24 protein-coding genes and 3 tRNA genes are annotated in these 22,043 nt (G+C 73.3%); 12 read left to right on the top strand and 15 right to left on the bottom strand.

What is annotated here, in order from left to right; translation table 11 throughout:
* Nucleotides 1–51: 51 nt before the first annotated feature.
* The 3 genes from purM (at nucleotide 52) to amcA (ending at nucleotide 2,695) form a co-directional block, all read left to right on the top strand.
* On the top strand, nucleotides 52–1,206 hold the full coding sequence (gene purM, locus O7606_RS18065; RefSeq protein WP_281595203.1) for a phosphoribosylformylglycinamidine cyclo-ligase: 1,155 nt from the start codon (nucleotides 52–54) through the stop codon (nucleotides 1,204–1,206).
* A gap of 135 nt (nucleotides 1,207–1,341) precedes the next feature.
* Entirely contained in the window at nucleotides 1,342–2,445 is a 1,104-nt protein-coding gene (amcB, locus tag O7606_RS18060) for a cyclophane-forming radical SAM peptide maturase AmcB (RefSeq protein ID WP_281599744.1), read from the top strand.
* Nucleotides 2,414–2,695: a multiple cyclophane-containing RiPP AmcA gene (gene amcA, locus O7606_RS18055; RefSeq protein WP_281595202.1), complete on the top strand. Its 282-nt coding sequence runs from the start codon at nucleotides 2,414–2,416 to the stop codon at nucleotides 2,693–2,695. Before amcB ends, amcA begins: the two co-directional genes overlap by 32 nt.
* 184 nt (nucleotides 2,696–2,879) lie before the next feature.
* Here the strand turns inward: amcA and O7606_RS18050 are convergent, their stop codons facing one another.
* Both O7606_RS18050 and O7606_RS18045 read right to left on the bottom strand, forming a co-directional pair.
* A complete protein-coding gene (locus tag O7606_RS18050) occupies nucleotides 2,880–3,095 on the bottom strand; it encodes a DUF3073 domain-containing protein (protein ID WP_281595201.1) in 216 nt (71 codons plus the stop codon).
* A gap of 298 nt (nucleotides 3,096–3,393) precedes the next feature.
* Nucleotides 3,394–4,476, bottom strand: coding sequence for a Glu/Leu/Phe/Val dehydrogenase dimerization domain-containing protein (locus tag O7606_RS18045; RefSeq protein WP_281595199.1), 1,083 nt, complete (start codon nucleotides 4,474–4,476; stop codon nucleotides 3,394–3,396).
* Between the two features lie 215 nt (nucleotides 4,477–4,691).
* Between O7606_RS18045 and O7606_RS18040 the strand changes: the two genes are divergently transcribed.
* Both O7606_RS18040 and O7606_RS18035 read left to right on the top strand, forming a co-directional pair.
* Nucleotides 4,692–5,531, top strand: a complete 840-nt coding sequence (locus O7606_RS18040; protein ID WP_281595198.1) for a hypothetical protein — start codon at nucleotides 4,692–4,694, stop codon at nucleotides 5,529–5,531.
* Nucleotides 5,532–5,783: 252 nt separating this feature from the next.
* A complete protein-coding gene (locus O7606_RS18035; protein ID WP_007073996.1) occupies nucleotides 5,784–5,993 on the top strand; it encodes a BldC family transcriptional regulator in 210 nt (69 codons plus the stop codon).
* 128 nt (nucleotides 5,994–6,121) lie between these two features.
* Here the strand turns inward: O7606_RS18035 and O7606_RS18030 are convergent, their stop codons facing one another.
* Entirely contained in the window at nucleotides 6,122–6,499 is a 378-nt protein-coding gene (locus tag O7606_RS18030) for a PPOX class F420-dependent oxidoreductase (protein WP_281595197.1), read from the bottom strand.
* 155 nt (nucleotides 6,500–6,654) lie between these two features.
* On the opposite strand from O7606_RS18030, the gene O7606_RS18025 reads away from it, so the two are divergent.
* Nucleotides 6,655–7,452, top strand: a complete 798-nt coding sequence (locus tag O7606_RS18025) for a class I SAM-dependent methyltransferase (RefSeq protein ID WP_281595196.1) — start codon at nucleotides 6,655–6,657, stop codon at nucleotides 7,450–7,452.
* Between the two features lie 37 nt (nucleotides 7,453–7,489).
* Here the strand turns inward: O7606_RS18025 and O7606_RS18020 are convergent, their stop codons facing one another.
* Nucleotides 7,490–7,768 carry a hypothetical protein gene (locus O7606_RS18020; RefSeq protein ID WP_281595195.1) on the bottom strand — a complete coding sequence of 93 codons (279 nt, stop codon included), beginning with the start codon at nucleotides 7,766–7,768 and terminating at the stop codon, nucleotides 7,490–7,492.
* A gap of 91 nt (nucleotides 7,769–7,859) precedes the next feature.
* On the opposite strand from O7606_RS18020, the gene O7606_RS18015 reads away from it, so the two are divergent.
* Both O7606_RS18015 and O7606_RS18010 read left to right on the top strand, forming a co-directional pair.
* Complete coding sequence (locus O7606_RS18015) at nucleotides 7,860–8,717, top strand: 3-hydroxyacyl-CoA dehydrogenase family protein (RefSeq protein WP_281595194.1); 858 nt, start codon at nucleotides 7,860–7,862, stop codon at nucleotides 8,715–8,717.
* Nucleotides 8,718–8,928: 211 nt separating this feature from the next.
* Complete coding sequence (locus O7606_RS18010; protein WP_281595193.1) at nucleotides 8,929–9,672, top strand: enoyl-CoA hydratase/isomerase family protein; 744 nt, start codon at nucleotides 8,929–8,931, stop codon at nucleotides 9,670–9,672.
* 58 nt (nucleotides 9,673–9,730) lie between these two features.
* Here O7606_RS18010 and O7606_RS18005 read toward each other — a convergent pair whose 3' ends face one another.
* Entirely contained in the window at nucleotides 9,731–11,083 is a 1,353-nt protein-coding gene (locus tag O7606_RS18005; protein ID WP_281595191.1) for an ABC transporter substrate-binding protein, read from the bottom strand.
* A gap of 170 nt (nucleotides 11,084–11,253) precedes the next feature.
* Here O7606_RS18005 and O7606_RS18000 point away from each other — a divergent pair, with 170 nt between their 5' ends.
* Complete coding sequence (locus O7606_RS18000) at nucleotides 11,254–11,658, top strand: hypothetical protein (protein WP_281595190.1); 405 nt, start codon at nucleotides 11,254–11,256, stop codon at nucleotides 11,656–11,658.
* On the opposite strand, the gene O7606_RS17995 is transcribed toward O7606_RS18000, so the two are convergent.
* Complete coding sequence (locus O7606_RS17995) at nucleotides 11,652–12,101, bottom strand: hypothetical protein (RefSeq protein WP_281595189.1); 450 nt, start codon at nucleotides 12,099–12,101, stop codon at nucleotides 11,652–11,654. The genes O7606_RS18000 and O7606_RS17995 overlap by 7 nt on opposite strands.
* A gap of 200 nt (nucleotides 12,102–12,301) precedes the next feature.
* Here O7606_RS17995 and O7606_RS17990 point away from each other — a divergent pair, with 200 nt between their 5' ends.
* The gene (locus O7606_RS17990; RefSeq protein ID WP_281595188.1) at nucleotides 12,302–13,015 is read left to right on the top strand and encodes a DUF2786 domain-containing protein; all 714 of its coding nucleotides are present in this window, start codon (nucleotides 12,302–12,304) and stop codon (nucleotides 13,013–13,015) included.
* Between the two features lie 83 nt (nucleotides 13,016–13,098).
* On the opposite strand, the gene O7606_RS17985 is transcribed toward O7606_RS17990, so the two are convergent.
* The 9 genes from O7606_RS17985 to O7606_RS17945 all read right to left on the bottom strand — a co-directional run bounded on the left by O7606_RS17985 (nucleotide 13,099) and on the right by O7606_RS17945 (nucleotide 19,689).
* Nucleotides 13,099–13,614 (bottom strand): SRPBCC family protein, encoded by a 516-nt coding sequence (locus O7606_RS17985; RefSeq protein ID WP_281595187.1) that lies wholly within the window; start codon nucleotides 13,612–13,614, stop codon nucleotides 13,099–13,101.
* A 302-nt stretch (nucleotides 13,615–13,916) separates the two neighbouring features.
* A tRNA-Phe gene (locus O7606_RS17980) sits at nucleotides 13,917–13,990 on the bottom strand.
* Nucleotides 13,991–14,090: 100 nt separating this feature from the next.
* A tRNA-Asp gene (locus O7606_RS17975) sits at nucleotides 14,091–14,167 on the bottom strand.
* 34 nt (nucleotides 14,168–14,201) lie between these two features.
* A tRNA-Glu gene (locus O7606_RS17970) sits at nucleotides 14,202–14,274 on the bottom strand.
* Nucleotides 14,275–14,426: 152 nt separating this feature from the next.
* A complete protein-coding gene (locus tag O7606_RS17965) occupies nucleotides 14,427–15,245 on the bottom strand; it encodes a polysaccharide deacetylase family protein (protein ID WP_281595186.1) in 819 nt (272 codons plus the stop codon).
* A 131-nt stretch (nucleotides 15,246–15,376) separates the two neighbouring features.
* Complete coding sequence (locus tag O7606_RS17960) at nucleotides 15,377–16,309, bottom strand: MerR family transcriptional regulator (RefSeq protein WP_281595185.1); 933 nt, start codon at nucleotides 16,307–16,309, stop codon at nucleotides 15,377–15,379.
* A complete protein-coding gene (idi, locus tag O7606_RS17955) occupies nucleotides 16,299–17,012 on the bottom strand; it encodes an isopentenyl-diphosphate Delta-isomerase (protein ID WP_281595184.1) in 714 nt (237 codons plus the stop codon). Before idi ends, O7606_RS17960 begins: the two co-directional genes overlap by 11 nt.
* Nucleotides 17,009–18,493, bottom strand: a complete 1,485-nt coding sequence (crtI, locus tag O7606_RS17950) for a phytoene desaturase family protein (protein WP_281595183.1) — start codon at nucleotides 18,491–18,493, stop codon at nucleotides 17,009–17,011. The genes idi and crtI overlap by 4 nt, the downstream gene beginning before the upstream one ends.
* Nucleotides 18,494–18,534: 41 nt before the next feature.
* Complete coding sequence (locus O7606_RS17945; protein WP_281595182.1) at nucleotides 18,535–19,689, bottom strand: polyprenyl synthetase family protein; 1,155 nt, start codon at nucleotides 19,687–19,689, stop codon at nucleotides 18,535–18,537.
* Nucleotides 19,690–19,754: 65 nt separating this feature from the next.
* Here O7606_RS17945 and O7606_RS17940 point away from each other — a divergent pair, with 65 nt between their 5' ends.
* Entirely contained in the window at nucleotides 19,755–20,675 is a 921-nt protein-coding gene (locus O7606_RS17940) for a phytoene/squalene synthase family protein (protein WP_281595181.1), read from the top strand.
* Entirely contained in the window at nucleotides 20,672–21,886 is a 1,215-nt protein-coding gene (locus O7606_RS17935; protein ID WP_281595180.1) for a deoxyribodipyrimidine photo-lyase, read from the top strand. Before O7606_RS17940 ends, O7606_RS17935 begins: the two co-directional genes overlap by 4 nt.
* Nucleotides 21,887–22,043: the final 157 nt, after the last annotated feature.

Genomic DNA, 22,043 nt, shown 5'->3' with positions numbered 1-22,043 from the left:
CGTGACCGACGGTCGACGGGGGTCCGGTCGAGGACCACAAAGGGGAGAACCGTGACGCACGTGTCCGAGCGCAACGGCGCAGGTAGCAGCCAGACCGGCGCCGGTGGCGACCGTCAGCCCTGGACGGCCGGCAGCGGCCGTCCCGCCCGCAAACGCGGCATGTCGTACGCGGACGCGGGGGTCTCGATCGAGGCGGGCGACCGCGCGGTGGAGCTGCTCAAGTCCAAGGTGCGCCAGACCCGGCGGCCGGAGGTGCTGGGTGACCTGGGCGGCTTCGCCGGCCTGTTCCGCCTGGACACGAAGAAGTACACGAACCCGATCCTGGCCTCCTCGACCGACGGGGTGGGCACCAAGCTGGTCATCGCCCAGCAGCTCGGCATCCACGACACCATCGGCATCGACCTGGTCGCGATGGTGGTCGACGACCTGGTGGCGTGCGGCGCGGAGCCGCTGTTCCTGCTGGACTACATCGCCTGCGGCGAGGTCGTCCCGGACCGGGTGGCCCAGATCGGCGCGGGCATCGCCGACGGCTGCCGGTACGCCGGCTGCGCGCTGCTCGGCGGGGAGACCGCCGAGCACCCGGGGGTGCTGCGTCCCGACGAGTACGACGTCTCGGCCACCGGTGTCGGCGTGGTGGAGGAGGCGGACATCCTCGGCCCGGACCGGGTCGAGGTCGGTGACGTGGTGATCGCCATGCGGTCGTCCGGGCTGCACTCGAACGGCTACTCGCTGGTCCGGCACGTGCTGCTGGGCGCCGGCCGGATGCGGCTGGACGTGGTGATCGACGACTTCGGCCGGCAGCGCACCCTGGGCGAGGAGCTGCTCACCCCCACCAAGATCTACGCGCAGGACTGCCTCAAGCTGATCGCCGAGGCCGAGGTGCGGGCCATCGCCCACGTGACCGGCGGCGGCATTCCGGGCAACCTGGTGCGGATCCTGCCGGAGCACGTGGACGCCGTGGTCAACCGGTCCACCTGGAAGCCGCAGCCGATCTTCGACCTGGTGCAGGCCAAGGGTCGGATCGAGGACAACGAGATGGAGACCACCTTCAACATGGGGGTGGGCATGTTCGCGATCGTCTCGGCCGAGGACGCCGACCGGGCGCTGGCCACTCTCGCCGGTCGGGGCGTGGACGCCTGGCAGGCCGGCGAGATCATCGAGGGCTCCGGCAACGTGCAGATGGTGGGTCAGCACACCCGAGGCTGAGCCGCTCACCAGCTCATGATCAGTCGTACACCCGATGAGGGGTTCACCCGACTGGCCGACGCCGCCTAGCCTGAAGGTTCCTCAGGTGAACGGCGAAGGAGGGCGATGGTTGCCCGGAGACGTACGTTCAGCGGGATGCGCGGGGTGGCCGCCGTCCCGACGTACGTCGTGATGCAGCCGACCACCCTCTGCAACCTGGACTGTGCCTACTGCTATCTCCCGTTCCGCCACCGCGACCGGCGTATGCCGGTGGCGGTGGCGGCGGCGGTCGCCGAGTCGGTCAACCGGTGGGCCGAGCGGGGGCGGTTCTCGGTGGTCTGGCACGGCGGGGAGCCGCTGGCCGCCGGTCGGGAGCACCTCGCCGCGCTGATCGCGCCGTTCGGCCCGCAGGTGGAGCACCACGTGCAGACCAACGCCACGCTGATCGACGACGAGTGGTGCGCGTTCTTCGCCGGGCACGGCGTGCGGGTCAGCGTGAGCGTGGACGGCGGGCGGGCGCGCAACGCCGAGCGGGTCACCCGGGCCGGCCGGCCCGCGTACGACCGGATCCTGCGTGGGGTGGCGACGCTGCGCCGGCACGGGCTGCCCTTCTCGGCGCTCGCCGTGGTGAGCCGGCCCGCGCCCGGCCTCGCCGCCGAGCTGTACGACTACTTCCTCGACCTGGGCTGCGAGGTGCTCGGGATCAACATCGAGGAGACCGAAGGGGTGAACGTCCGGGGCAACGCGCACGACGCGGCCACGGTGACGGCCTTCTGGGCCGAGCTGGTGGCCGCCTGGCGGCGGGACCCGCGTATCCACCTGCGCGAGGTGGAGTGGTCCCTGCGGTTCGCCGCGGCGGTCCTGGACGGTACGGCGGACGACGTGCTGCCCCGGCGGCTGGACCCGATCCCGACCGTCGGGCACGACGGGTCGGTGACGGTGCTCTCACCCGAGCTGGCCGGTTTCTCCGACCCGCGCTACGGGGACTTCACCAGCGGCAACGTGTTGGCCACCCCGCTGGCCGAGATCGTGGCCGACGCGGAGCGGACGTCATGGGTGGGCGAGTTCCTGGACGGTGTCGAGGCGTGCCGCGCCTCGTGCCCGTACTTCGGCTTCTGTGGCGGTGGACACGCCGCCAACCGGTACTTCGAACAGGGGCGGTTCGACGGCACGGAGACCGAGCACTGTCGCAACAGCAAGATCCGCCTACTGGAGGGAGTGTTGGAACATGCCCGAGATCACCAGTCACCGGCAGCCTGAGCGTGCCGGAGGGACGTTCGTGGATCCGGTGGCGGAACGCGTCCGGGACCTCGCCGCCGGGCTCACCGCGCTGCTCGACGAGGCCGAGGCGGCCCGCCGGCTGCGGGCGGAGGTCGCCGGGGCCAGCGGAGTCGCCGGGAGCGACGGGGCCAGCGAGGTCGCCGGGAGCGACGGGGCCAGCGCGGTCTGCGCCTGGAACCACTTCGAGAACATCCCGACGTTCTACAACTGGAACAACCGACCCCGGTGAGCGGGTCGCCGCCGGCGTGCCGCGGCGGGCCGGAAGGGGCGGGTGGAGGGCCGAGGACCTGCCGGCAGGCCGTCACCGGCACGGCAGGTCCTTGACCCTCGGGTTGCTCACGCCGACACCTGCCGGGAGCACATGCGTGAGCACGCGGGACGTGCCGCGTGCTCAGATGTGACCGTGGGTGGGATCAGCGGGCGGGACGGACCCAGGGATCCGGGTCGTCGTCCGCATGGTCCTCGTCGTCGTCGTCGACATACTCTTTGTAGTCGTCGTCGAAGTCGTGGTCCGACTTACGGCTGCCGCCGAGTTCTCGCTGCAAGGCGGCGAGGTCGGTGTTCGGGGAGTGGTACTTCAGCTCCCGGGCCACCTTTGTCTGCTTGGCCTTAGCACGGCCGCGCCCCATGGCTCGACCCCCTCGCACAGAATTCGGGGCAGCCCGAAGGCGGGCCCCGATGACGTCAGGCATCTCTCGTGGCTCTTACGGTACATGGGGATGCCCACGTTCGGCACCTCGGGTTACCGTCGGCGGGCCCTGCGCGTCGCAGTCGACCGGCCATTACGAATTGTACCGGGTAAGGAGCGCTGTCGGAGCCGCCCGTGACGTTGCCCAATATGGGCAGACGACCTGCATTCGGGGCGTTCCGGGCATACGCCGTAAGGGGGCGGTGGGGGACGGCCGGTGCCCGCCCCCGAACCGTCCGTCAGGGCAGGAGGATCGTCCGGAGCCGCCCCACGTCCGCCATCCGTCGCTCGGCGAGCCGGTCCGCCGCCACCGCCGGCGGCACCCCCTCGTCGTCGGCGAGCCGGAGGATCTCCCGGGTGGTGTCGTAGATCCGGGTGGCCCGCAGCTTGGCCCGGTCGAAGTTGAAGCCCTCGATCTCGTCGGCGACCTGGATCACCCCGCCGGCGTTCACCACGTAGTCCGGCGCGTAGAGGATGCCCCGGTCGGCGAGGAGCTTCTCGATGCCCGGGTGGGCGAGCTGGTTGTTCGCCGCGCCGGCGACCACCTTCGCGCGCAGCGCCGGCACCGTGTCGTCGTCGAGCGCGCCGCCCAGCGCGCACGGGGCGTACACGTCGAGGTCGGCCGCGACCAGCGCGGCGGTGTCGTCGACCAGCTCGACCTCGGGGTGGGTCTGCCGGATCCGGTCGCAGGCGGCCGGGGCGACGTCGGTCGCCACCACCCGGGCGCCGTCCTCGACCAGATGACCGGTGAGGTGCCGGCCGACCTTACCCAGCCCGGCCACGCCCACCGTCCGGCCGGCCAGCGAGGGCGTGCCCCAGACGTGCTCGGCGGCGGCCCGCATGCCCTGGAAGACGCCCCAGGCGGTGAGGACCGACGAGTCGCCCGCGCCACCGTGCTCGACGCTGCGGCCGGTCACGAACCGGGTCTCCCGGGCGATCACGTCCATGTCCGGCACGTACGTGCCCACGTCGCAGGCGGTGTAGTAGCGCCCGCCCAGCGACTCGACGAAACGACCGTACGCGCGCAGCAGCGCCTCGCTCTTGAGCTGCCCCGGGTCTCCCCAGATGACCGCCTTGCCGCCGCCCAGGTCGAGGCCGGCCAACGCGTTCTTGTAGGCCATCCCGCGGGCGAGGTCGAGCACGTCGGCGAGGGCGTCGGCCTCACTGGCGTACGGGTAGAAGCGGGTGCCGCCCAGCGCGGGCCCCAGCGCGGTGGAGTAGATCGCGATGATGGCCCGCAGGCCGGTCTGCTTGTCATGGCAGAAGACGACCTGCTCGTGGCCGGCGGACCCGGGATCGTCGCTGCTGGCGAATACGCCCATGACTGCTCCTGGTGGTCGGTGTGCGTCCTCGTGGGACGCGGAACCTGGCAACGGCCGGCGGGATGGTGCCGGTGCCGTGGAGCCTAGTATCGGTCGCCGTCGCGCCGCCCGCCCACGTCGTCCGGCGTCGGCGGGGGCCGGTGGCGGGCCGGGCGGCGGGCCGGACCTCCAGACGTCCGCGCCGGTCGGATCCCCTTTCATGGGATGATCGCGCCGTGCCGTCGCTCTTCGCCTCATACCTGCGCGTGTACGAGCCGCTGGTCGCCTTCGACCGTGAGCGCCAGTCCTACTGGCGTCGATACGTCGAACAGGGCCGGGCGGTGGCCCCCAAGGAGGGGCCGAGCCGGCAGCGGACGGCGGTGATCGAGGCGCTGGGCGCGGGCTGGACCCGGCTGCCGGACCTGCCGGACGAGGCGTACGTCCTGCAGACCGGCGAGACCATGCTGGTCTGCCCGTGGAACCTGCGGGTGCGGGTGGCCGAGGCGGCGCTGAGCGCCCGGGAGGGCGTGCCGGCGGTGCTCGCCGACGCGTTCGTCCCGCCGGTCCTGGCCGGTCAGGCGAAGGCCGTGGTGGAGGACTGGCGCAGCGGGGCCCGGGTGCTGGAGCACGGGGTGCCCCGGCTGCACGAGCAGATCGCCACCTGGGGGGTGCCGCTGCGCTGGTTCGTCCTGGTGGATCCGGAGGAACGCGAGCTGGTCACCGAGCCCGGACGTCGACTGCTGCGGTACCGCACCGACATCTCCAAGGCCCGGCGACGCTCGTCCCGGGCGTTGACGGTGCTGCGCAAGTCGGTGGGGGAGGCGCCGATCACCGAGGCGGTGGAGGAGGCCGCCCGCTGGCTGGAGGAGTTCCATCCCCGCTCGGTGGTCGAGCTCGACTACGGGGGGCTGGTGGACCTGCTCTCCGTGGAGACGCTCCGGGCCGACGACTCACCCGAGCTGGTCGCGTCGGGTCTGGTCGGGCTCTCCCGGGGCGAGGCCGAGGAGGCCTCGGAGGCGTACGACAAGCTGGTCGCCCGATGGCGGGCGGTGCAGCTCCTCGAAAGGTGCAACTGACCCCAAAGGCACCCTGGGAGTGCTCCCATTCGGAGGTTGGTTCGTAGTTGACGCATCACGAACCGTGATCATGAGTCCGAATAAGGTAGGTTCTGGGGTGTAAAGGCGGTATAAATCGGGCATGGTTCATCCGTCCGTCTAGGGACCTTCGGCCGTTCGGCCCATGTCGGACATCGGGGACTAGCCGGACCATGGGAGACGCGTCGGCCGGCGGGACCCCGGCCGATGTCTATACATGTGGAGGAGTGACCGATGGCATCGCGAACGCACGAACCAGAGCCGCTGCTCACACCGGCCGAGGTGGCGTCGATGTTCCGTGTCGACCCGAAGACCGTGACCCGGTGGGCCAAGGCGGGCAAGCTCAGCGCGATCCGTACGCTGGGCGGGCACCGTCGTTACCGCGAGTCGGAGGTACGCGCCCTGCTCCAGGGGCAGATCCCCCAGCAGCGTCAGGGAGACTGACCGGCGACGACACAGACGTTCCACGATCAGGGGCGGCGGAGATCATCCGCCGCCCCTGATCCGTGTTCCGCCCCGGCCGCCCCGATGCGGGGTCAAGCGGAACCAGCCGCGGGCACCCGGCCGGGGGCTCAACCCACAGTCACCCGGATGCCGACCGTGCCCTGCTCGCCCCGGCGCAGCCGGCTGCCGAGCAGGGTCAACCGGCCCAACAGCCGGTACTTCCGCCGCAGCAGGCCCCTGATCCGCCGGGTGTCCGCCGGATCGCACACCGTCGCGTGACCGGGCACCGCCGGGCCGTGCGGGCGACCCCGCACGTCGCACGGGGCCACCGTCACCGTGCCGTCCCGCCGGATCCGCTTCACCTTGCCCGAGTCGGCCACCGTCCAGACCGCCAGGGCGTCACCGTCCTGGACCACCCACACCGGGGTGGCCACCGCCCGGCCGTCCCGACGGAACGTGGTGAGCAGGACGTACTTCTCCGCCCCGAGGCGGTCGAGAGCTGTCACCCCGCCACGATACGTCCGCCGGCCGGGACCGGTGGCCCGGACGCGACCCCGGGCGACCCGGGCGGTGGGACGCCCGTACCGCCGGGCGACCCGGGCGGTGGGACGGCCGCGACGCCCCGACGGTCGTCGGCGGCGGTGGCGGATAACGTGCCGGCATGACGCACGAACCGCAGCTCGGTGACGTGTTCGGCGAGGTGGTCCGGGACGCGTTCGCGGTGCACACCGGGGTCGGCCCCCGGCCGCTGGTCGGCGGGCGGTCGCCCCGACCGGTCATCGAGATCATCGAACGGGACGACGGGCTGATCAACGGCGCCCCGGCCGCGCACTACCTCGCCGCCCCGCAGGACTGGCCGCCGTACGACCACCGGGCCGTGGCGCGGGTCCGGGGCGCCACCCTGGACGTCGGGGTCGGGGCCGGCCGGATCGCGCTGCTGCTCCAGGAGCAGGGCGTACCGGTGACCGGGCTGGACACCTCGGCCGGGGCGCTGGCGGTGTGCCGCCGCCGGGGCGTACGGGACCTGGTGCACGGCACGGTCGACGCGCACGTCGCCGACGGGCGGCGGTACGACACGTTCCTGCTGCTCGGCAACAACCTCGGGCTGATCGAGGGACCGGACCGGGCGCCCGCCTTCCTGGCCGCGCTGGCGGCGCTGGCCCGCCCCGGCGCGCAGGTGATCGCGCAGGGCACCGACCCGTACGGCACCCGCGACCCGGTGCACACCGGCTACCACGAGCGGAACCGGCGGCAGGGTCGGCTGGGCGGGCAGTTGCGGCTGCGGCTGCGGTACCGGGAGCTGGGCACCCCGTGGTTCGACTATCTGGTCTGCTCGGTCGAGGAGCTGGCCACCCTGGTCGACGGCACCGCCTGGACGCTCGACGACGTCGACGACCGGGACGCCCCGTACTACCTCGCCACCCTCCGCCTGCGACGTCGGGAAGGGCCCTCGTCCTGACGCCTCGCGTACAGGAGGGGGCCCTTCCTCACGTCGGTCAGACCTGGACCGTCGGGGGGAGCTGCTGGGGTGGGAGGCCGCCGTCGCCGTCGACCACCTCGTCCGGGGTGCCGTCCTCGTCGATGTCGACCATGGTGATGTCGACCTTGCCGTCGCCGTCGGTGTCGAACTGGAACAGGTCGGCCCGACCGTCACCGTCGGTGTCGACCACCCAGACGTCGGTCTTCCCGTCGTTGTTGGTGTCCGCGCGGAGCAGGTCCACCCGCTCGTCGCCCCGGGTCTCCACCGTCGCCGGCGTCTCCGTCGTCTCGCTCATCGATCGTCCTTCCCTCGGTTGGGGGCGCTGTACCCGGATCCGCCGGCCCCCACGCCTGCCCGTCCGCGTGGAGCTGCCATAGGGTCGGCACATGAACGATCGTTTCGTCGTCGTCGGGGCCGGCACCATGGGGCTCGGCATCGCGTACGTGGCGGCCGGCGCGGGCCACGCCGTCGAGTTGGTGGAGGTGGACCGGGGTCGGGCCGCCGAGGCCCCGGCCGCGCTGGCGGCGCTCTGGGACCGGGCGGTCCGACGTGGCCGGCTCGACGCCGACGCGGCGGCGGCCGGCCGTGACCGGCTGACGCTGCGCGCCTCGCTGGCCGAGGTGCCCGCCGGGCCGGGGGTGGTGGTCGAGGCGGTGCCGGAGCGACTGGAGCTGAAACGGCGCGTGCTCGCCGAGGCTGCCGCGCTGCGCCCCGCCCTGCTGGGCAGCAACACCTCCAGCATCTCCATCGGGGAGCTGGCGGTGGGGCTGCCGAGCCCGGAACGCTTCCTCGGGCTGCACTTCTTCAACCCGGTCTGGGCGATGACGCTGCTGGAGGTGGTGGTCGGCCCGGCCACCACGACGGAGACCACCACCGCGGCCGTCGCCCTCGCGCGCCGGCTGGGCAAGGATCCCGTCGTGGTACGCGACCTGCCCGGCTTCGCCACCTCCCGGCTCGGCGTCACGCTCGGGCTGGAGGCGATCCGGATGGTCGCCGACGGGGTGGCCGCCCCGGCCGACATCGACAAGGCGATGGTGCTCGGCTACCGGCATCCGGTCGGGCCGCTGGAGCTGACCGACCTGGTCGGACTGGACGTCCGCCTCGACATCGCCCGCACCCTCCAGGCCGCCTACGGCGACCGGTTCGCGCCGCCGGAGCTGCTGGTGGAGATGGTCGCCCAGGGCCGGCTGGGCAAGAAGTCCGGCCAGGGCTTCTACCACTGGGAAGGCGGCGTGAAACAGTGAGCGCGAGGAGTGAGCGGAGCGAGCCCCGCAGTCGCGAACGGAAGGCGGGCACGGTGAGCGCGAGGAGTGAGCGGAGCGAGCCCCGCAGTCGCGAACGGAAGGCGGGCACGGTGAGCGCGAGGAGTGAGCGGAGCGAGCCCCGCAGTCGCGAACGGAAGGCGGGCACGGTGAGCGCGAGGAGCGAGCTTGCGAGCCCCGTAAGGCGAGCACGGTGAGCGGGTTGCGGGTGGAGGAGCGGCCGGACCGGCTGGTGGTGACGCTGGCCCGGCCGGAGAAACGCAACGCCATCGACGCGGACCTGATCCGCGAGCTGCACGAGGTGTGCGCCGAGCTGGAGGCCCGCCCCCGGCTGCTGCTGCTCACCGGGGGCGTCGACGGCATCTTCGCGGGCGGGGCGGACATCGGCCAGCTCCGCGAGCGGGGCCGGTTGGACGCGCTCGCCGCGATCAACTCGGCGGCGTTCGCCCGGATCCGGGCGCTGCCGCTGCCGACCGTGGCGGCCGTCGACGGGCCGGCGCTGGGCGGCGGCGCGGAGCTGGCGTACGCCTGCGATCTGCGGGTGTGCACGGCGCGCGCGGTGTTCGGTCAGCCGGAGGTGCGGCTGGGCATCCTGGCCGGCGCGGGCGCGACGTACCGGCTGCCGGCGCTGGTCGGCGAGGCCCGGGCCAAGGAGCTGCTGTTCACCGGTCGGCGGGTGGACGCCGACGAGGCGCTGCGGATCGGCCTGGTCAACCGGGTGGTGCCCGAGCCGGCCGACCTGCTCGACTGCGCGCACGGCCTGCTCGACGAGATGGCCAAGGGGTCGACGCTGGCGTTGCGGCTGACCAAGCTGGCCGTCGACGCCCCGGCGGCGGCCCATCCGCAGCTCGACCTGGTCAGCCAGGCGGTGCTCTTCGAGGACGAGGAGAAACGCCGGCGGATGACGGACTTCCTGGAGCGGCGGCGTTCCCGGTAGGCGGTGGGTCCGTTGAGCGGGTGGGTCCGGGGCGGCCGGTGTCGACCGCCCCGGACGGTCACGGCTGGACCGGCACGTCCGCGTCGTCGAGGGCGAGGATCACCGCCGCCGACTCGGCGAAGCCGATGAGCAGCACCGCGTCCGCGCCGAACTCCTTGATCTCGCGGGCGCCGGCGCTGAAGTCGACAGGCGGGGCGTCGGCGTCCGCCGGCGGCTCGTAGGTGAGCAGCCGGACCGCGTCGGCTCCGAGACCGGCCCGTTCCAGCTCGGTGCGGACGAAACCCTGAAGGCCCTCGCCGTACGAGTCCTTGCGGGCCACCAGCGCCACCTTGCGGGGGCCGTCCCGCAGGATCACGTCGGCCAGCGCCCGCCCCTGGAGGCTGTCCGGCGGCGCGGTACGGAAGTAGAGGCCCTTGTCGTCCACCTCGGTCAGGGCGGAGTCGGTGTTCGACGGGGAGAACAGGATCCGGCCGGCCGCCACCACCTCCGGCAGCACGGCCATCGAGATGCCGGACGCGCCGGCGCCGATGATGACGTGCGCCCCCTCGCGGAGGTGCGACGCCACGGTGGCCTTCGCGACGTTCGGGGCGGTGCCGTCGTCGCCGTCGAGCCAGACCACCGGCTCGCCGAGCACCCCGCCGGCGGCGTTGATCTCCCGTACGGCCAGCGCGGCCCCGGCCGCCAGCGGCGGGTACGCCAGCGCGAGCGCGCCGGTGCGGGGCAGCAGCCCACCGAGGACGAGCGGCGCGCCACTGCTGGCCGGCACCTTGCCGCGCTGCCGGAAGCCCTTCGGCGGGGCCTTGGTGCTCGCCGCCGACTCGTCACCGGCGCCCACGAACTCGGTCTTGCCGTCGTTGAGCCGCTGGTCGTCGAAGTGCAGGGTGCCGTAACTGGCGGTGGCCGGCTCACCGGCGTCGGTGAAACCGGCCCGGGTCATCGAGACGCTGCGGTACTCGATGTCCTGACCGGCCCGGGCCAGCTCCAGGCAGCCGGCGGCGTCCTCGCAGCGTTGGCCCTCGTTGGTGACGCCGTTGATCTGCTTCGCGACGGCCGCCGGGGCGGTACGGCCGGCGAGCTGGGCGGCGAGCGCGCTGATCAGCACCGCGTCGTACGACTCGGCCGCGTAGAGGAAGTCCTTCAACTCGGGGTCGACGGCCCGCAGCCGGCGTTTGAAGTCCTCCGGCAGCGGCGTCAGCGGCGTGGTGCCCTTCATGCCGTCGACCAGGTGGGCCCGGTCCTTCAGCTCACCCGGGTAGGTGTTGAGCATGTTGCCGTCGGTGCCGTAGAGGCGCACCTGGTGGGTGTCGCCCTCTTCCGGCTGCTGTTGGTCCGTCCCGCACGCCCCGGTGGTGAGCAGGAGCGCCGCGCAGGCGGCCAGCGTGGCCATCCGCGAGCCGCGTGATCCGAGCATGGTCGTCGTCCCCCTCAGGCGAAGGTCCGCTGCGCACACTAGCCTGTCGTCGGCGCGCGTGGGACCGTGGATGCGGGCTGTTGCGCTGGTCCGGGCCGTTCGACACGGAGCGTGGCGGCGTGACCCCGTTGTGCTTTCGTCACTTGACGCAGTCCCGTACTGTTCGCCGCGTGACCGACGTACCGCAGCAGACGTTCGACGACGCGGCAGCCGTCCTCCGTTCGGCCCTGGCCGGGGACGGCGACGCGGTGGTGGACACCTTCGACTCGGTGGTGGACCGGTCCGGCGTGGCCGGGGCGTACGGGGTCGCCTGGTGCCTGGCCGCGACGATGGTCGGCGACGCGCTGCCGTCCGGCACGGCCGCGCTGGACTTCCCCGGCATCGACCAGGCCAACTACGACACCCGCTGGGTGGCCCGCTTCCTCAGCGCGTACGCCAACCGCGACCCGGACACCGGGGAGGCGCTGTTCGGGGCGGCGATCGCCGACGGGCTGCTGCCCGACTGCCTGCTCACCCTGGCCGGCTCGGCCGTCGCCACCCTCTACGGGCCGGACCGCCCGCCCACCGCTCAGTAGGCGTGGTACGCGGTCAGCGACTCGTACTGGTAGTAGTTGTTCGAGAAGCGGACCTTGAAGTTGACCCCGTCCTTGACGTTGGTCGCGACGACCGTCCAGCCGGAGTACGCCGGCAGGTACGTCCAGTAGTTGCAGTTGCTGGTTCGGTCGATGAAGATCACGCAGGCCTGGGTGCTGAAGGCGCTCGCGTTGCGGACGTTGATGTCGACGCACCGGCTGGTCGTCCGGTACGGGCCGGCCTGCCCGCCCCAGCCGCCGGTCTGGAAGTAGGAGCGGCTGGTGGTGCCGTAGCAGGTCGAGGTCGCGCCGAGGTTCTGCCCGGGGGCGGTGGCCTGCTCCGGCCCGACGACGGTCGGCGGCGGCGCGGCCTGGGTGGTGGTGGGGATCGTGATCAGCGCGATCGCCGTGACGGCGGCCAGCAGACGAGCGACCGGGGACGACATGGTTTCTCCAACCGTGGGGTGACGGTGGTGGGTCGAACGGTCGTCGCAGCCGGTCTGCCGCCTCGTCCCGCCCGCCCGTTTCGCGGAACGTGACGATCGTACTGATCGATACCGCACCCCGCTGCCCCGCCGTCCGGGCCGTGGTCCGGACGCGTCGTGCCGCAGCGGGCCGGCGGGCCGGGTGTGATAGCTGTTGGGGCATGTCCGACGCGATGCTCAGCAAGGTGCGCAAGCTGCTCGCCAAGGCGGAGGACCCGGCCTGCACCCCCGCCGAGTCGGCGGCCTGCACCGCCAAGGCGACCGAGCTGATCGCCCGCTACGGGGTCGACCGGGCGTTGCTGGCCGCCCGGGACCCGGCCACCGACCCGGTGGGTGACCGCATGGTGGACGTCGTCGCCCCGTACGCCCGGGACAAGGCCGACCTGCTCGCGGCGGTCGCGGACCCGCTGCGCTGCCGTTGCGTACGACGGCGGCAGGACGACGGGTACGCGATGCACCTGTTCGGTTTCGCCAGTGACCTGGCGCGCGTCGAGTTGCTGTTCACCTCGCTGCTGGTGCAGGCGGCGCACGGCCTGGCCGGGGCGGTGGTGCCACCGGGCGCGCACGCCGCGGCGTTCCGCCGTTCGTGGCTGGCCGGGTTCGCCCGGGTGGTCGGGGAGCGGCTGCTCGCCGCCGAGGAGGAGGCGGTCGCCGGGGCGACCGGGGCCGGGGCGCCGTCGGTGGCGCTGGTCCTGGTGGACCGCTCGGAGCGGGTCCAGCGCCGGCTGACCGAGGTCTACCCCCGGCTGCGCGCCGCCGCGCCGCGCCGGCTGGCCGGCGACGGGTACCACTCGGGGGCGAGCGCCGGCCGCCGCGCCGACCTGGGCGACCGTACGGTGGCCGGACCGACCCGCCGTGCCCTGGGCCGGAGCTGACCGGGCCGGCACAGCCGGCCGTGGGCGGGGTCAGGCCGGCCGTGAGCCGGCGCGGCCCGGTCGTGGACGGAGATCAGGCCGGATCAGGCCGGCTGCGGGCGGCTGCGGAGCGAGTGCAGGTAGCGGGTGAGCATCTCGTGCCAGCCGGCGGTCAACGCCTGCCGGTAGCCCTCCGCCGCGCTGCCGTGCCGGTCGAAGTGCCGGTGCTCGACCTCCACCCGGGTCCGTTCCGGGCCGTCGGCCCGGAACAGCACCTCCACCTCGCTGGCCTTGGACGGGTCCGGCACGGGCACCCGGTCGGGGCCGATCTGCCAGATGAAGACCAGGCGGCCGGGCGGCTCCCAGGTGAGCACGCGGCCCCAGTCCGAACGGAAGCCGTGCGGCCCGATCTCGTAGAGCATGCCGCCGGCCCGGGGCTCGATGCCCAGCTCGGTGAGGAAGTCCGGCCCGGACCAGGTGTACTCGGCGACCCACCAGTTGGTCAGGTCGGTGAAGCCGGTGAATGCCTCCTCGGGGGAGGCGGGAACGAGAAGAGTGCTGCGGAGCGAGAACCGGTCGACATCCTGACGGACGGCATCCGGCTCAGCGATCTCTCCCATAGGCCGGACCCTACCGGCTGCCGCCGCGCCACGCAGCGACCTTCTGACCGGTGGAATGGGCCGGTGACCTGCCGAAAAGCGGACAATCACCGACAGAATCCGTCCGCTCACGCTGTCGGCCCGGCGGCCAGGGCGTTGATTACAAGTCGGTAAACCGCGTGGCCGGCGAGCCATCGGACGGCCTGGACGGGTGGAACCTGGTGGGTGTCTCACCGCCGGCCCGGGAACGACCGGAACGCAGCGAAGCCCCTCACCGTGTTGCCACGGACGAGGGGCTTCCTGTAGCCCGGCGAAAGGCTATGTGGCCAGGGGCGGGGTCGAACCGCCGACCTTCCGATTTTCAGTCGGACGCTCGTACCAACTGAGCTACCTGGCCGTACCCGGGTCATGTTACCCCCCGGCGACGCGTGTGCCGCCGGACGGGTCGACTACCCGCCTACGCAGAACGCCGCGCGAGAAGCACGCGGCGTCAGCGTTGGCGGTCCTGACGGGACTTGAACCCGCGACCTCCGCCTTGACAGGGCGGCGAGCACTCCAACTGCTCCACAGGACCTAGCTCGTTACTGCCTCCGGCTTGCGCCGGATCGTGCCCCCAACGGGATTCGAACCCGTGCTACCGCCTTGAAAGGGCGGCGTCCTGGGCCGCTAGACGATGAGGGCGGCCCCGCCATCATTGCACACTCGCAACTCTTAGCGGACTTGCTCCCATCCGGCCCCGCCGGAGGCTTCGAAAGCATACGTGATGATCCGGCGGTGGACCAAACCGGTATGGCCAGCCGGGCAGGCTGCCACGAAACCACAGGTCAGCGGGGTCACTTCAGCTTGGCGAAGCCGTACCGGCGCTTGATCTCGCCGATCACCGCGGGGCAGGCGGCCAGCGTCGCGGCCCGGTCCCCGCCCCCGTCGTGCAGCAGGACGACCGCGCCGGGACGGAGGCCGGCGCTCACCCGGGCCACGATCTGCTTCGCCGGTGGCTTCGCCCAGTCCTGCGGGTCGACGTTCCAGTGCAGCGACTCCATGCCCCGCTCCTCGGCGACCGCGACCACCGCCGGCGTCCACCGGCCGCCCGGCTGCCGGTAGAAGCGGACCTCGGCCCCCGGGACGGCCTGCTCGATCGCCCGGTTCGTCCGGTCCAGGTCGGCGCGGATCTGCGACTTGGGCCGGCTGCCCAACGCCACGTCGTGCCGCCAACTGTGGTTGCAGAGCTGGTGCCCCTCCCGCACGATCCTGGCCACCAGGGCGGGGTGCCGCTCGACCCGGGCGCCGACCACGCAGAACACGGCCGGCGCCTTCGCCGTACGCAACGCGTCCAGGACCTTCGGTGTCCACGCCGGATCGGGGCCGTCGTCGAAGGTCAACGCGACGCCCCGCACCCCGGTGCTGCGGCGCAGCCCCGGCGGCAGCGGCCCGGGGCTGGTCTTCGGTCTGGGGCGGGGACTGGTGCCCGGTGGCGCGCCGGGCGGGGGGTCACCGGTCGGCTGCGGCGTCGGCGCGGCGGGCTCCGTCGACCCGGCGGGGCGGGAGAAGATCGGCGCGGGCTGCCCCGCCGAGCTGTGCTGGTCGAGGCCACCGCAGCCGGTGAGCAGGAGTAACAGGGCGGCACCGGCCATCGCCAGCGCGCGGCGCGTCATCGTGGTCGCTCCCGAGGGGTCCGGGGATTCGCGGGCCACCCGACGTTACGCGCTCTCTATTGGACAGTCACCTCCGGTCGCCCGCGTTCCGGCGACCCGGTCCATCCTCCGGATGTCGCCCGGCCCGCAGGTCAGGACGGGTCTCTGACCTGCATCTGGAGGGCCAGGGCGAGGGAGACGGCCTCGGCCAGGCTCGTCGGGCGGACCACGCCGGCCGGCAGCGCGTCGTCCCGCCAGCCGGGGCCGGCGGCGAGCACCAGCAGCGGCCGGCGGGGCACTGCGAGCAGCGCGGCGAGTTGGGCCGGCTCGGCGGTCGACCGGATCTGGGCCCAGACCACCACGACCGCCGGGGCGGTCCGGACGACGGCCTCCACCAGCGCCGCCACCGGCACCCGCGCGCCCAGCATGCGGTAGCCCACCTCGGCCTCGGCCAGCGCGGCGGCGAGCGCCTCCAACGGCAGGGTGTGCTGTTCCTCGTCGGCGCAGGAGAGCAGGACGCGCGCCGGGCCGGTGGCGGCGTTGCGCCGGGTGACCGCCGCGAACGTCTCGGACACACACCGGGAGACCAGATGCTCGACGTCGATCAGGCCGGACGTCGCGGCGTGCCGCTCACCGATGCCGACGAGCACCGGCCGCAGCAGACCGTCCCAGGTGGCGACGACGCCGGAGGCGGCGATCGAGTCCTCGATCACCCGGCATACGGCGGCCTGGTCCAGCCGCATGGCGGCACGGGCCAGGCCCCGGGCGGCCGGTCCGGCCCGACCGACCGGGATGGTCGCGCCGCCCCCGTCCCGGACGCCGGGGGCGCCCCGGCGGGGCGGGGGCAGCACCTCGGTCGGTGACTGGCGGGCCCACCGGGCCGCCTCGGCCGGGGTGACCCCCTCGGCGGTCAGCCGCCGCATGATCTCCAGCCGGGCCAGGTCGGCCGGGGTGTAGCGGCGGTGGTGGCCGGGCAGGTGCTCGCTGGGGCCGAGCCCGTAACGTTGGTGCCAGGTACGCAGCGTGGTGACCGCGACGCCGAGCCGGCGCGCGACGGCTCCGGCGCTCAGCGCCTCATCGGCCACCCGGCCGCTCCGGCGCGTCGTCCGCCGGAACGCCGGCGCGGTCGGGGACGGGTTCGGCTCCGGTGGCCCCGACAGCGGGTTCGGTGGCGGGCCGGGCGGCGGGTTCGGTGGCGGGCCCGACCCGGCCGGGGGCGGGTCCGGCGGGTCGCAGCAGGCGGTTCACCACGCCACCGAGCCACGGGGCGTACGCGCGGGGGTCGGCGTCGAGATCCGCCTCCAGCAGGACGGGGTCCACCCAACGCACCTCGGCGACCTCCGTCTCGTCGGGGCGCAGCGGCAGGTCGGCCGGCACCTCGGCGCGCAGCACGTGGTCGTACTCGAACTCGACCCGACCGGTGGCCGGGTCCTCGGCGTAGTAGACGTACACGCCGACCTCGGTGAGGTCGTACGGCCCGGCGCCGAGCTCCTCGGCCAGCCGCTTGTTGGCGGCGTCGGTGAGCGACTCGCCCGGCCCGGGGTGGCCGCAGCAGGAGTTGCCCCAGCGCAGTGGGAAGCGGGTCTTGGCGGCGGCCCGGCGTTGCAGCAGCACCCGACCGGCCGGGTCGACCAGCAGCACCGAGAACGCCCGGTGCAGCCGGCCCGGCGGCTGGTGCGCCTCGGCGACGCTGATCGCGCCGAGCGGCCGGCCGACGTCGTCGACCAGCTCGACCAGGTGCGCCTCACGGGAGGCCGGCTCGACCAGGTGGCTCTCACGGGAGGTCACGGGCGGGCACCTCCGGTGACGCGGTGGGCGGCGAGCTTGCCGGAGATGAGGACCATGGGAACCCCCACCCCCGGTTGGGTGCCTGATCCTACAAAAACCACGTTGGACAGTGTGCGGTGCAGGTTCGACGGGCGGAACGGCCCGGTCTGGAAGAGGCTGTGCGCCGAGGCGAACGGGGTGCCGGCGGCCATGCCCTGGTCGGCCCACTCGGCCGGGGTGACGATCTCGCGGACCTCGACGCCGTCGGCGAAGCCGACGTAACCGCGCTCCTCCAGGGTGGCGACCAGCTCGTCGGCGTAACGCCGGGCCAGGCCGCCGCGCCAGTCGAACGGGGCCCGGTCGAGGTTCGGCACCGGGGCGAGCACGTAGTAGGTGTGCCGTCCGGCGGGCGCGACCGACGGGTCGGTCCGGCTCGGGTTGGTGACCAGCAGCGACGGGTCGGTCATCAGGTCGCCGCGCCGGATCACCTCGTCGAAGGTGCCCTTCCACTTGCGACCGAAGTGGATGTTGTGGTGGGCGATCTGCGAGTACCCCTGCTTGGAGCCGACGTGCAGCACCACGCAGGACGGCGAGTAGGTGAGCCGGCGCTGCCGGGTGGGGGGGAGCAGGTCGCGGTAGGCGACCGGCAGGTCCGGGTTGAGCACCACCACGTCGGCCGGGATCCGCTCGCCGTCGGCGGTCAGCACGCCGGTGGCCCGGCCGTTGGCGGTCTCGACCCGGGTCACCGTGGTGCCGTACCGGATCTGGACGCCGTGCTTCTCGGCGGCGCCGGCCATCCCCCGGGAGACGGCGTGGATGCCGCCGCGCGGGAAGCTGACCCCGGCCACCGAGTCGAGGTACGCGATGACCGCGTAGATGGCCAGCGCGTCGTGCGGCGCGAGCCCGGCGTACATGGCCTGGAAGGAGAAGATCCGCTGGGTACGGGGATCCCGGAAGAATTGGTTGATCTTGGTTTGCAGGCGGCGGAACGCCCCGCCGGCCAACAGTTTCAGCAGGTTGCCGGTGAGCAGGTCGGTGGGGGCGTCGAGGTTGCGCTCGATGAAGTCGGCCCGTTCCAGCCGCCACAGCCCGCGGGCGTAGTCGACGAAGCGCAGGTACCCGTCGGCCTCGCGGGGGCCGCAGACCCGGCTGATCTCGGCGGCCATCCGGGTGGTGTCGGTGATCACGTCGAGCGTCGAGCCGTCCGGGTAGTACGCCCGGTACGCCGGGTCGAGCGGGGTCAGCTCCATCCAGTCGCGTAGCTCCTCGCCGACCGCGCCGAGCGCCTCGGCGATCAGCTCCGGCATGGTGAGCACGGTCGGGCCGGTGTCGAACTCGTACCCGTCGACGGCGAGCCGGCCGGCCCGGCCCCCGGGCACCGCCTCGCGCTCCAGCACGGTCACCTGCCGGCCGCTGCCGGCCAGGTGCAACGCGCAGGCCAGGCCGCCGAGACCCGCGCCGACGACGACGACACGGTCGGTACGTCCGTCCACGGTGCGCACGCCGTTCCCCTTTCCCGTGTTCCTCGTGAAGAGAGCGTTCATCATGCCCACCGGTGGGTGGTGACGGCGGCGAGGCCGGCCAACGCCGAGCGGGCCGGCTCGTCGATCGGGGCGGCGTCGAGCGCGGCCAGCGCCTCGGACACCCGCTCGTCGATCATCCGCTGCACCTGCTCGACCGCGCCGGTCGCGGCCACCAGCTCGGCCAGCCCGGCCACGTCGTCCGCGCCGACGTCGTCGCCGGTGCGGTCGAGCCGCCCGCGCTGGGCCGGCGTGGCGAGCTGCCGGGCCAGCATCAGCAGCACCGTCGGCTTGCCGCTGCGCAGGTCGTCCCCGGCCGGTTTGCCGGTGACGGCGGGGTCGCCGTAGACGCCGAGCAGGTCGTCGCAGAGCTGGAACGCCTCACCGACCGCCAGCCCGTACCGGGTGTACGCGGCGACCAGCGGCGCGTCGGAGGAGGCGCCGGCCAGGCAGGCCCCGTAGAGCAGCGGGTGCTGCACCGTGTAGCTGGCGGTCTTGTACCGGGTCACCCGCAGCGCCCGGTCCAGTGACCAGTTCGCCGCGTCGCTCTCGCCGAGCATGTCGAGGTACTGCCCGGCGATGGTCTCCACCCGCATCTGGTCGTAGCAGCGCCGGGTCTCCACCAGCCGGGCCGGCGGCAGACCGGCGTGCGAGAGCAGCCGGTCGGCCCAGACCAGGCAGAGGTCGCCGAGGAGAACGGCCACCGCCTCGCCGAACCGGTCGGCGTCACCGCGTCGCCCGGCGGCCCGGTGCTGGTCGGCCACGGCCCGGTGCGCGGTCGGTCGGCCGCGCCGGGTGGCGGAGGCGTCCATCACGTCGTCGTGCACCAGGGCGAAGGTGTGCAGCAGCTCCAGGGCGGAGAACGCGGGCAGCACCGGCGCCGGGTCGGCCGCCGTTCCGGCGACGCCGCGCCACCCCCAGTACGCGAAGGTCGGACGGACGCGTTTGCCGCCGGTGAGCACGAGGCCCCGGGCGGTGGCGGCGAACTCCCCCATGCCCGCGTCGATTTCCGTCAGGGCGTCGATCTCCCGGTCGAGGAATCCGGCGAGCGTCTCCTCGACGGCCCGGACGAAATCCCTCGTGTAGGCGGTGAGCACCGCGTTCACCGGATCGTCCGCCCCGGTCGGCCGGATCGGCGCGGTGCGGAGCGTATTGCCGGCAACTGCGTCGTTGGCCATGCGGCCGAGCGTACCCTAGGGTTACGAGTTGCGTCGATTGGTGCGTCGATTTCGAGGGAGAGCCGGTGGACACGGACCTTGCCGCTGCCTACGACCGGTGCCGTGCGCTGCACGAGCGGCACGGCCGCACCTACTATCTCGCCACCCGGCTGCTGCCCGCGTGGAAACGACGGCATGTTCACGCTTTGTATGGATTCACCCGGTACGCCGACGAGATCGTCGACCGCACCGAGGACCTGCCGCCCACCGAGCGCGCCGCCCGGCTCGACGAGTGGTCCGGCCGGTTCCTCGCCGGCCTGCACGGCGCGCCCGTCGACGACCCGCTGCTGCCGGCCGTGCTGCACACCATCGCCGTGTTCGACCTGGACCGCGCCGACTTCGCCGCGTTCCTGCGCAGCATGGCGATGGACCTCACCGTCACCGCCTACCCCACCTATGACGACCTGCTCGACTACATGGAGGGCTCGGCCGCCGTCATCGGCACCATGATGCTGCCCATCCTGGGCAGCCCCGACCCGGCCGCCGCCCGGGAACCGGCCCGCCAGTTGGGTTTCGCCTTCCAGCTCACCAACTTCATCCGGGACGTCGCCGAGGACCTCGACCGGGGCCGCACCTACCTGCCCGACGACGACCTGGCCAAGTTCGACGTCACCCGGGAGGACCTGGTCGAGGCGCGGGCGCGGGGCCGGGCCACCCCGAAGATCCGCGAGCTGATCGAGTACGAGACCAGCCGCGCCCAGGCCCACTACGAGGCCGCCGCGCCCGGCATCGTCCTGCTCCAGCCGGCCTCGCAGGCGTGCATGCGGACCGCGTACGCGCTCTACGGCGGGATCCTCGACGAGGTGGCCGCCCAGGGCTACGACGTCTTCGCCCGGCGGGCGGTCGTCCCGCAACGCCGCCGGCTGGCGGTCGCCACCCGGGCGCTGCTCACCCGGGCCGGCACCCCGGTGGACGTTCCCGGCCCGACGCCCGCCCCGGCGACGTGACCGGCCGTACCGCGATCGTGCTGTTCACCCGCGACCTGCGGGTGCACGACCAGCCGGCGCTCGCCACCGCCTGCGCGGCGTTCGACCGGGTGGTCCCGCTCTACGTGCTCGACCCGGCGCTGGCCGGACGCTCCCCGAACCGCGACCGGTTCCTCCACCAGAGCCTCGCCGACCTGCGCGCGGCGCTCCGCGAACGCGGCGGTGACCTGGTGGTCCGGCACGGCGACCCGGTCGCCGAGACGATCCGGCTGGCCGATGAGACGCACGCCGAAGGCGTCGGCCTCTCCGCCGACGTCAGCCGCTACGCCCGCCGCCGGGAGCGCCGCCTCCGCGACGAGTGCGACAGGCGCCGGCTGCGCCTGCGGCTCTTCCCCGGCCTCACCGTGATCGACCCGGGCGCGGTACGCCCCACCGGCGGCGGCGACCACTACCGGGTGTTCACCCCGTACCACCGGGCCTGGCTCGGCGTCGCCCGCCGCGCCGAACTCGCCGCCCCCGACCGGATCACCCTCCCCGACGGGGTACGCGTCGGCCGGCTGCCGGCCGTGCCGAAAGGCGAGTCACCGGACGCCGCCCCGGGCGGGGAGAGCGTCGCCCGCCGCCGGATGGACGGTTGGCTGCCCACCCTCGACCGGTACGACGACCGGCACGACGACCTGGCCGGCGACGGCACCAGCCGGCTCAGCCCGTACCTGCGCTTCGGTTGTCTCTCGCCGCTGGCCGTGGCGAACCGGGCCGGTGACCCGACCGGCCCGACCGCCGGCCCGTTCGTGCGGCAGCTCTGCTGGCGGGACTTCTTCTACCAGGCCACCGCCGCGTTCCCCGGGATGGGCCGACTCGCCTACCGGCGCGGGGCCACCGAGGCGTGGCGGGACGACCCGGACGCGCTGGCCGCCTGGACCGAGGGCCGCACCGGCGTGCCGATCGTCGACGCCGGCATGCGGCAGTTGCGCGCCGAGGGTTGGATGCACAACCGGGCCCGGCTGATCACCGCCTCCTACCTGACCAAACAGCTCGGGCTGGACTGGCGGGCCGGGCTGGCGGTGTTCGGACGCTGGCTGCTCGACGGGGACGTGGCGAACAACGCCGGCAACTGGCAGTGGGTGGCCGGCACCGGCAGCGACACCAAGCCGTACCGTCGCTTCAACCCGGACCGCCAGGCCGCCCGCTACGACCCGGACGGCGCCTACGTCCGCCGCTGGCTGGCCTGATCGCGCCCCATGATCCACCCCAGATCACCGATACGGGGGTATCCGATCGACGGGACACCGCCATATCGGTGATCAGTCCGCTGAGCGCTTTTAACGTTGCAGTCGTATCGTGAAACGGGTACCGTGCTATTCAATGCAGGCGTATTGCATAGAGGGG

It is taken from the genome of Micromonospora sp. WMMD882, from assembly GCF_027497255.1.
GTDB lineage: Bacteria > Actinomycetota > Actinomycetes > Mycobacteriales > Micromonosporaceae > Micromonospora.
This window is presented reverse-complemented; position numbering and strand designations above follow the sequence as displayed.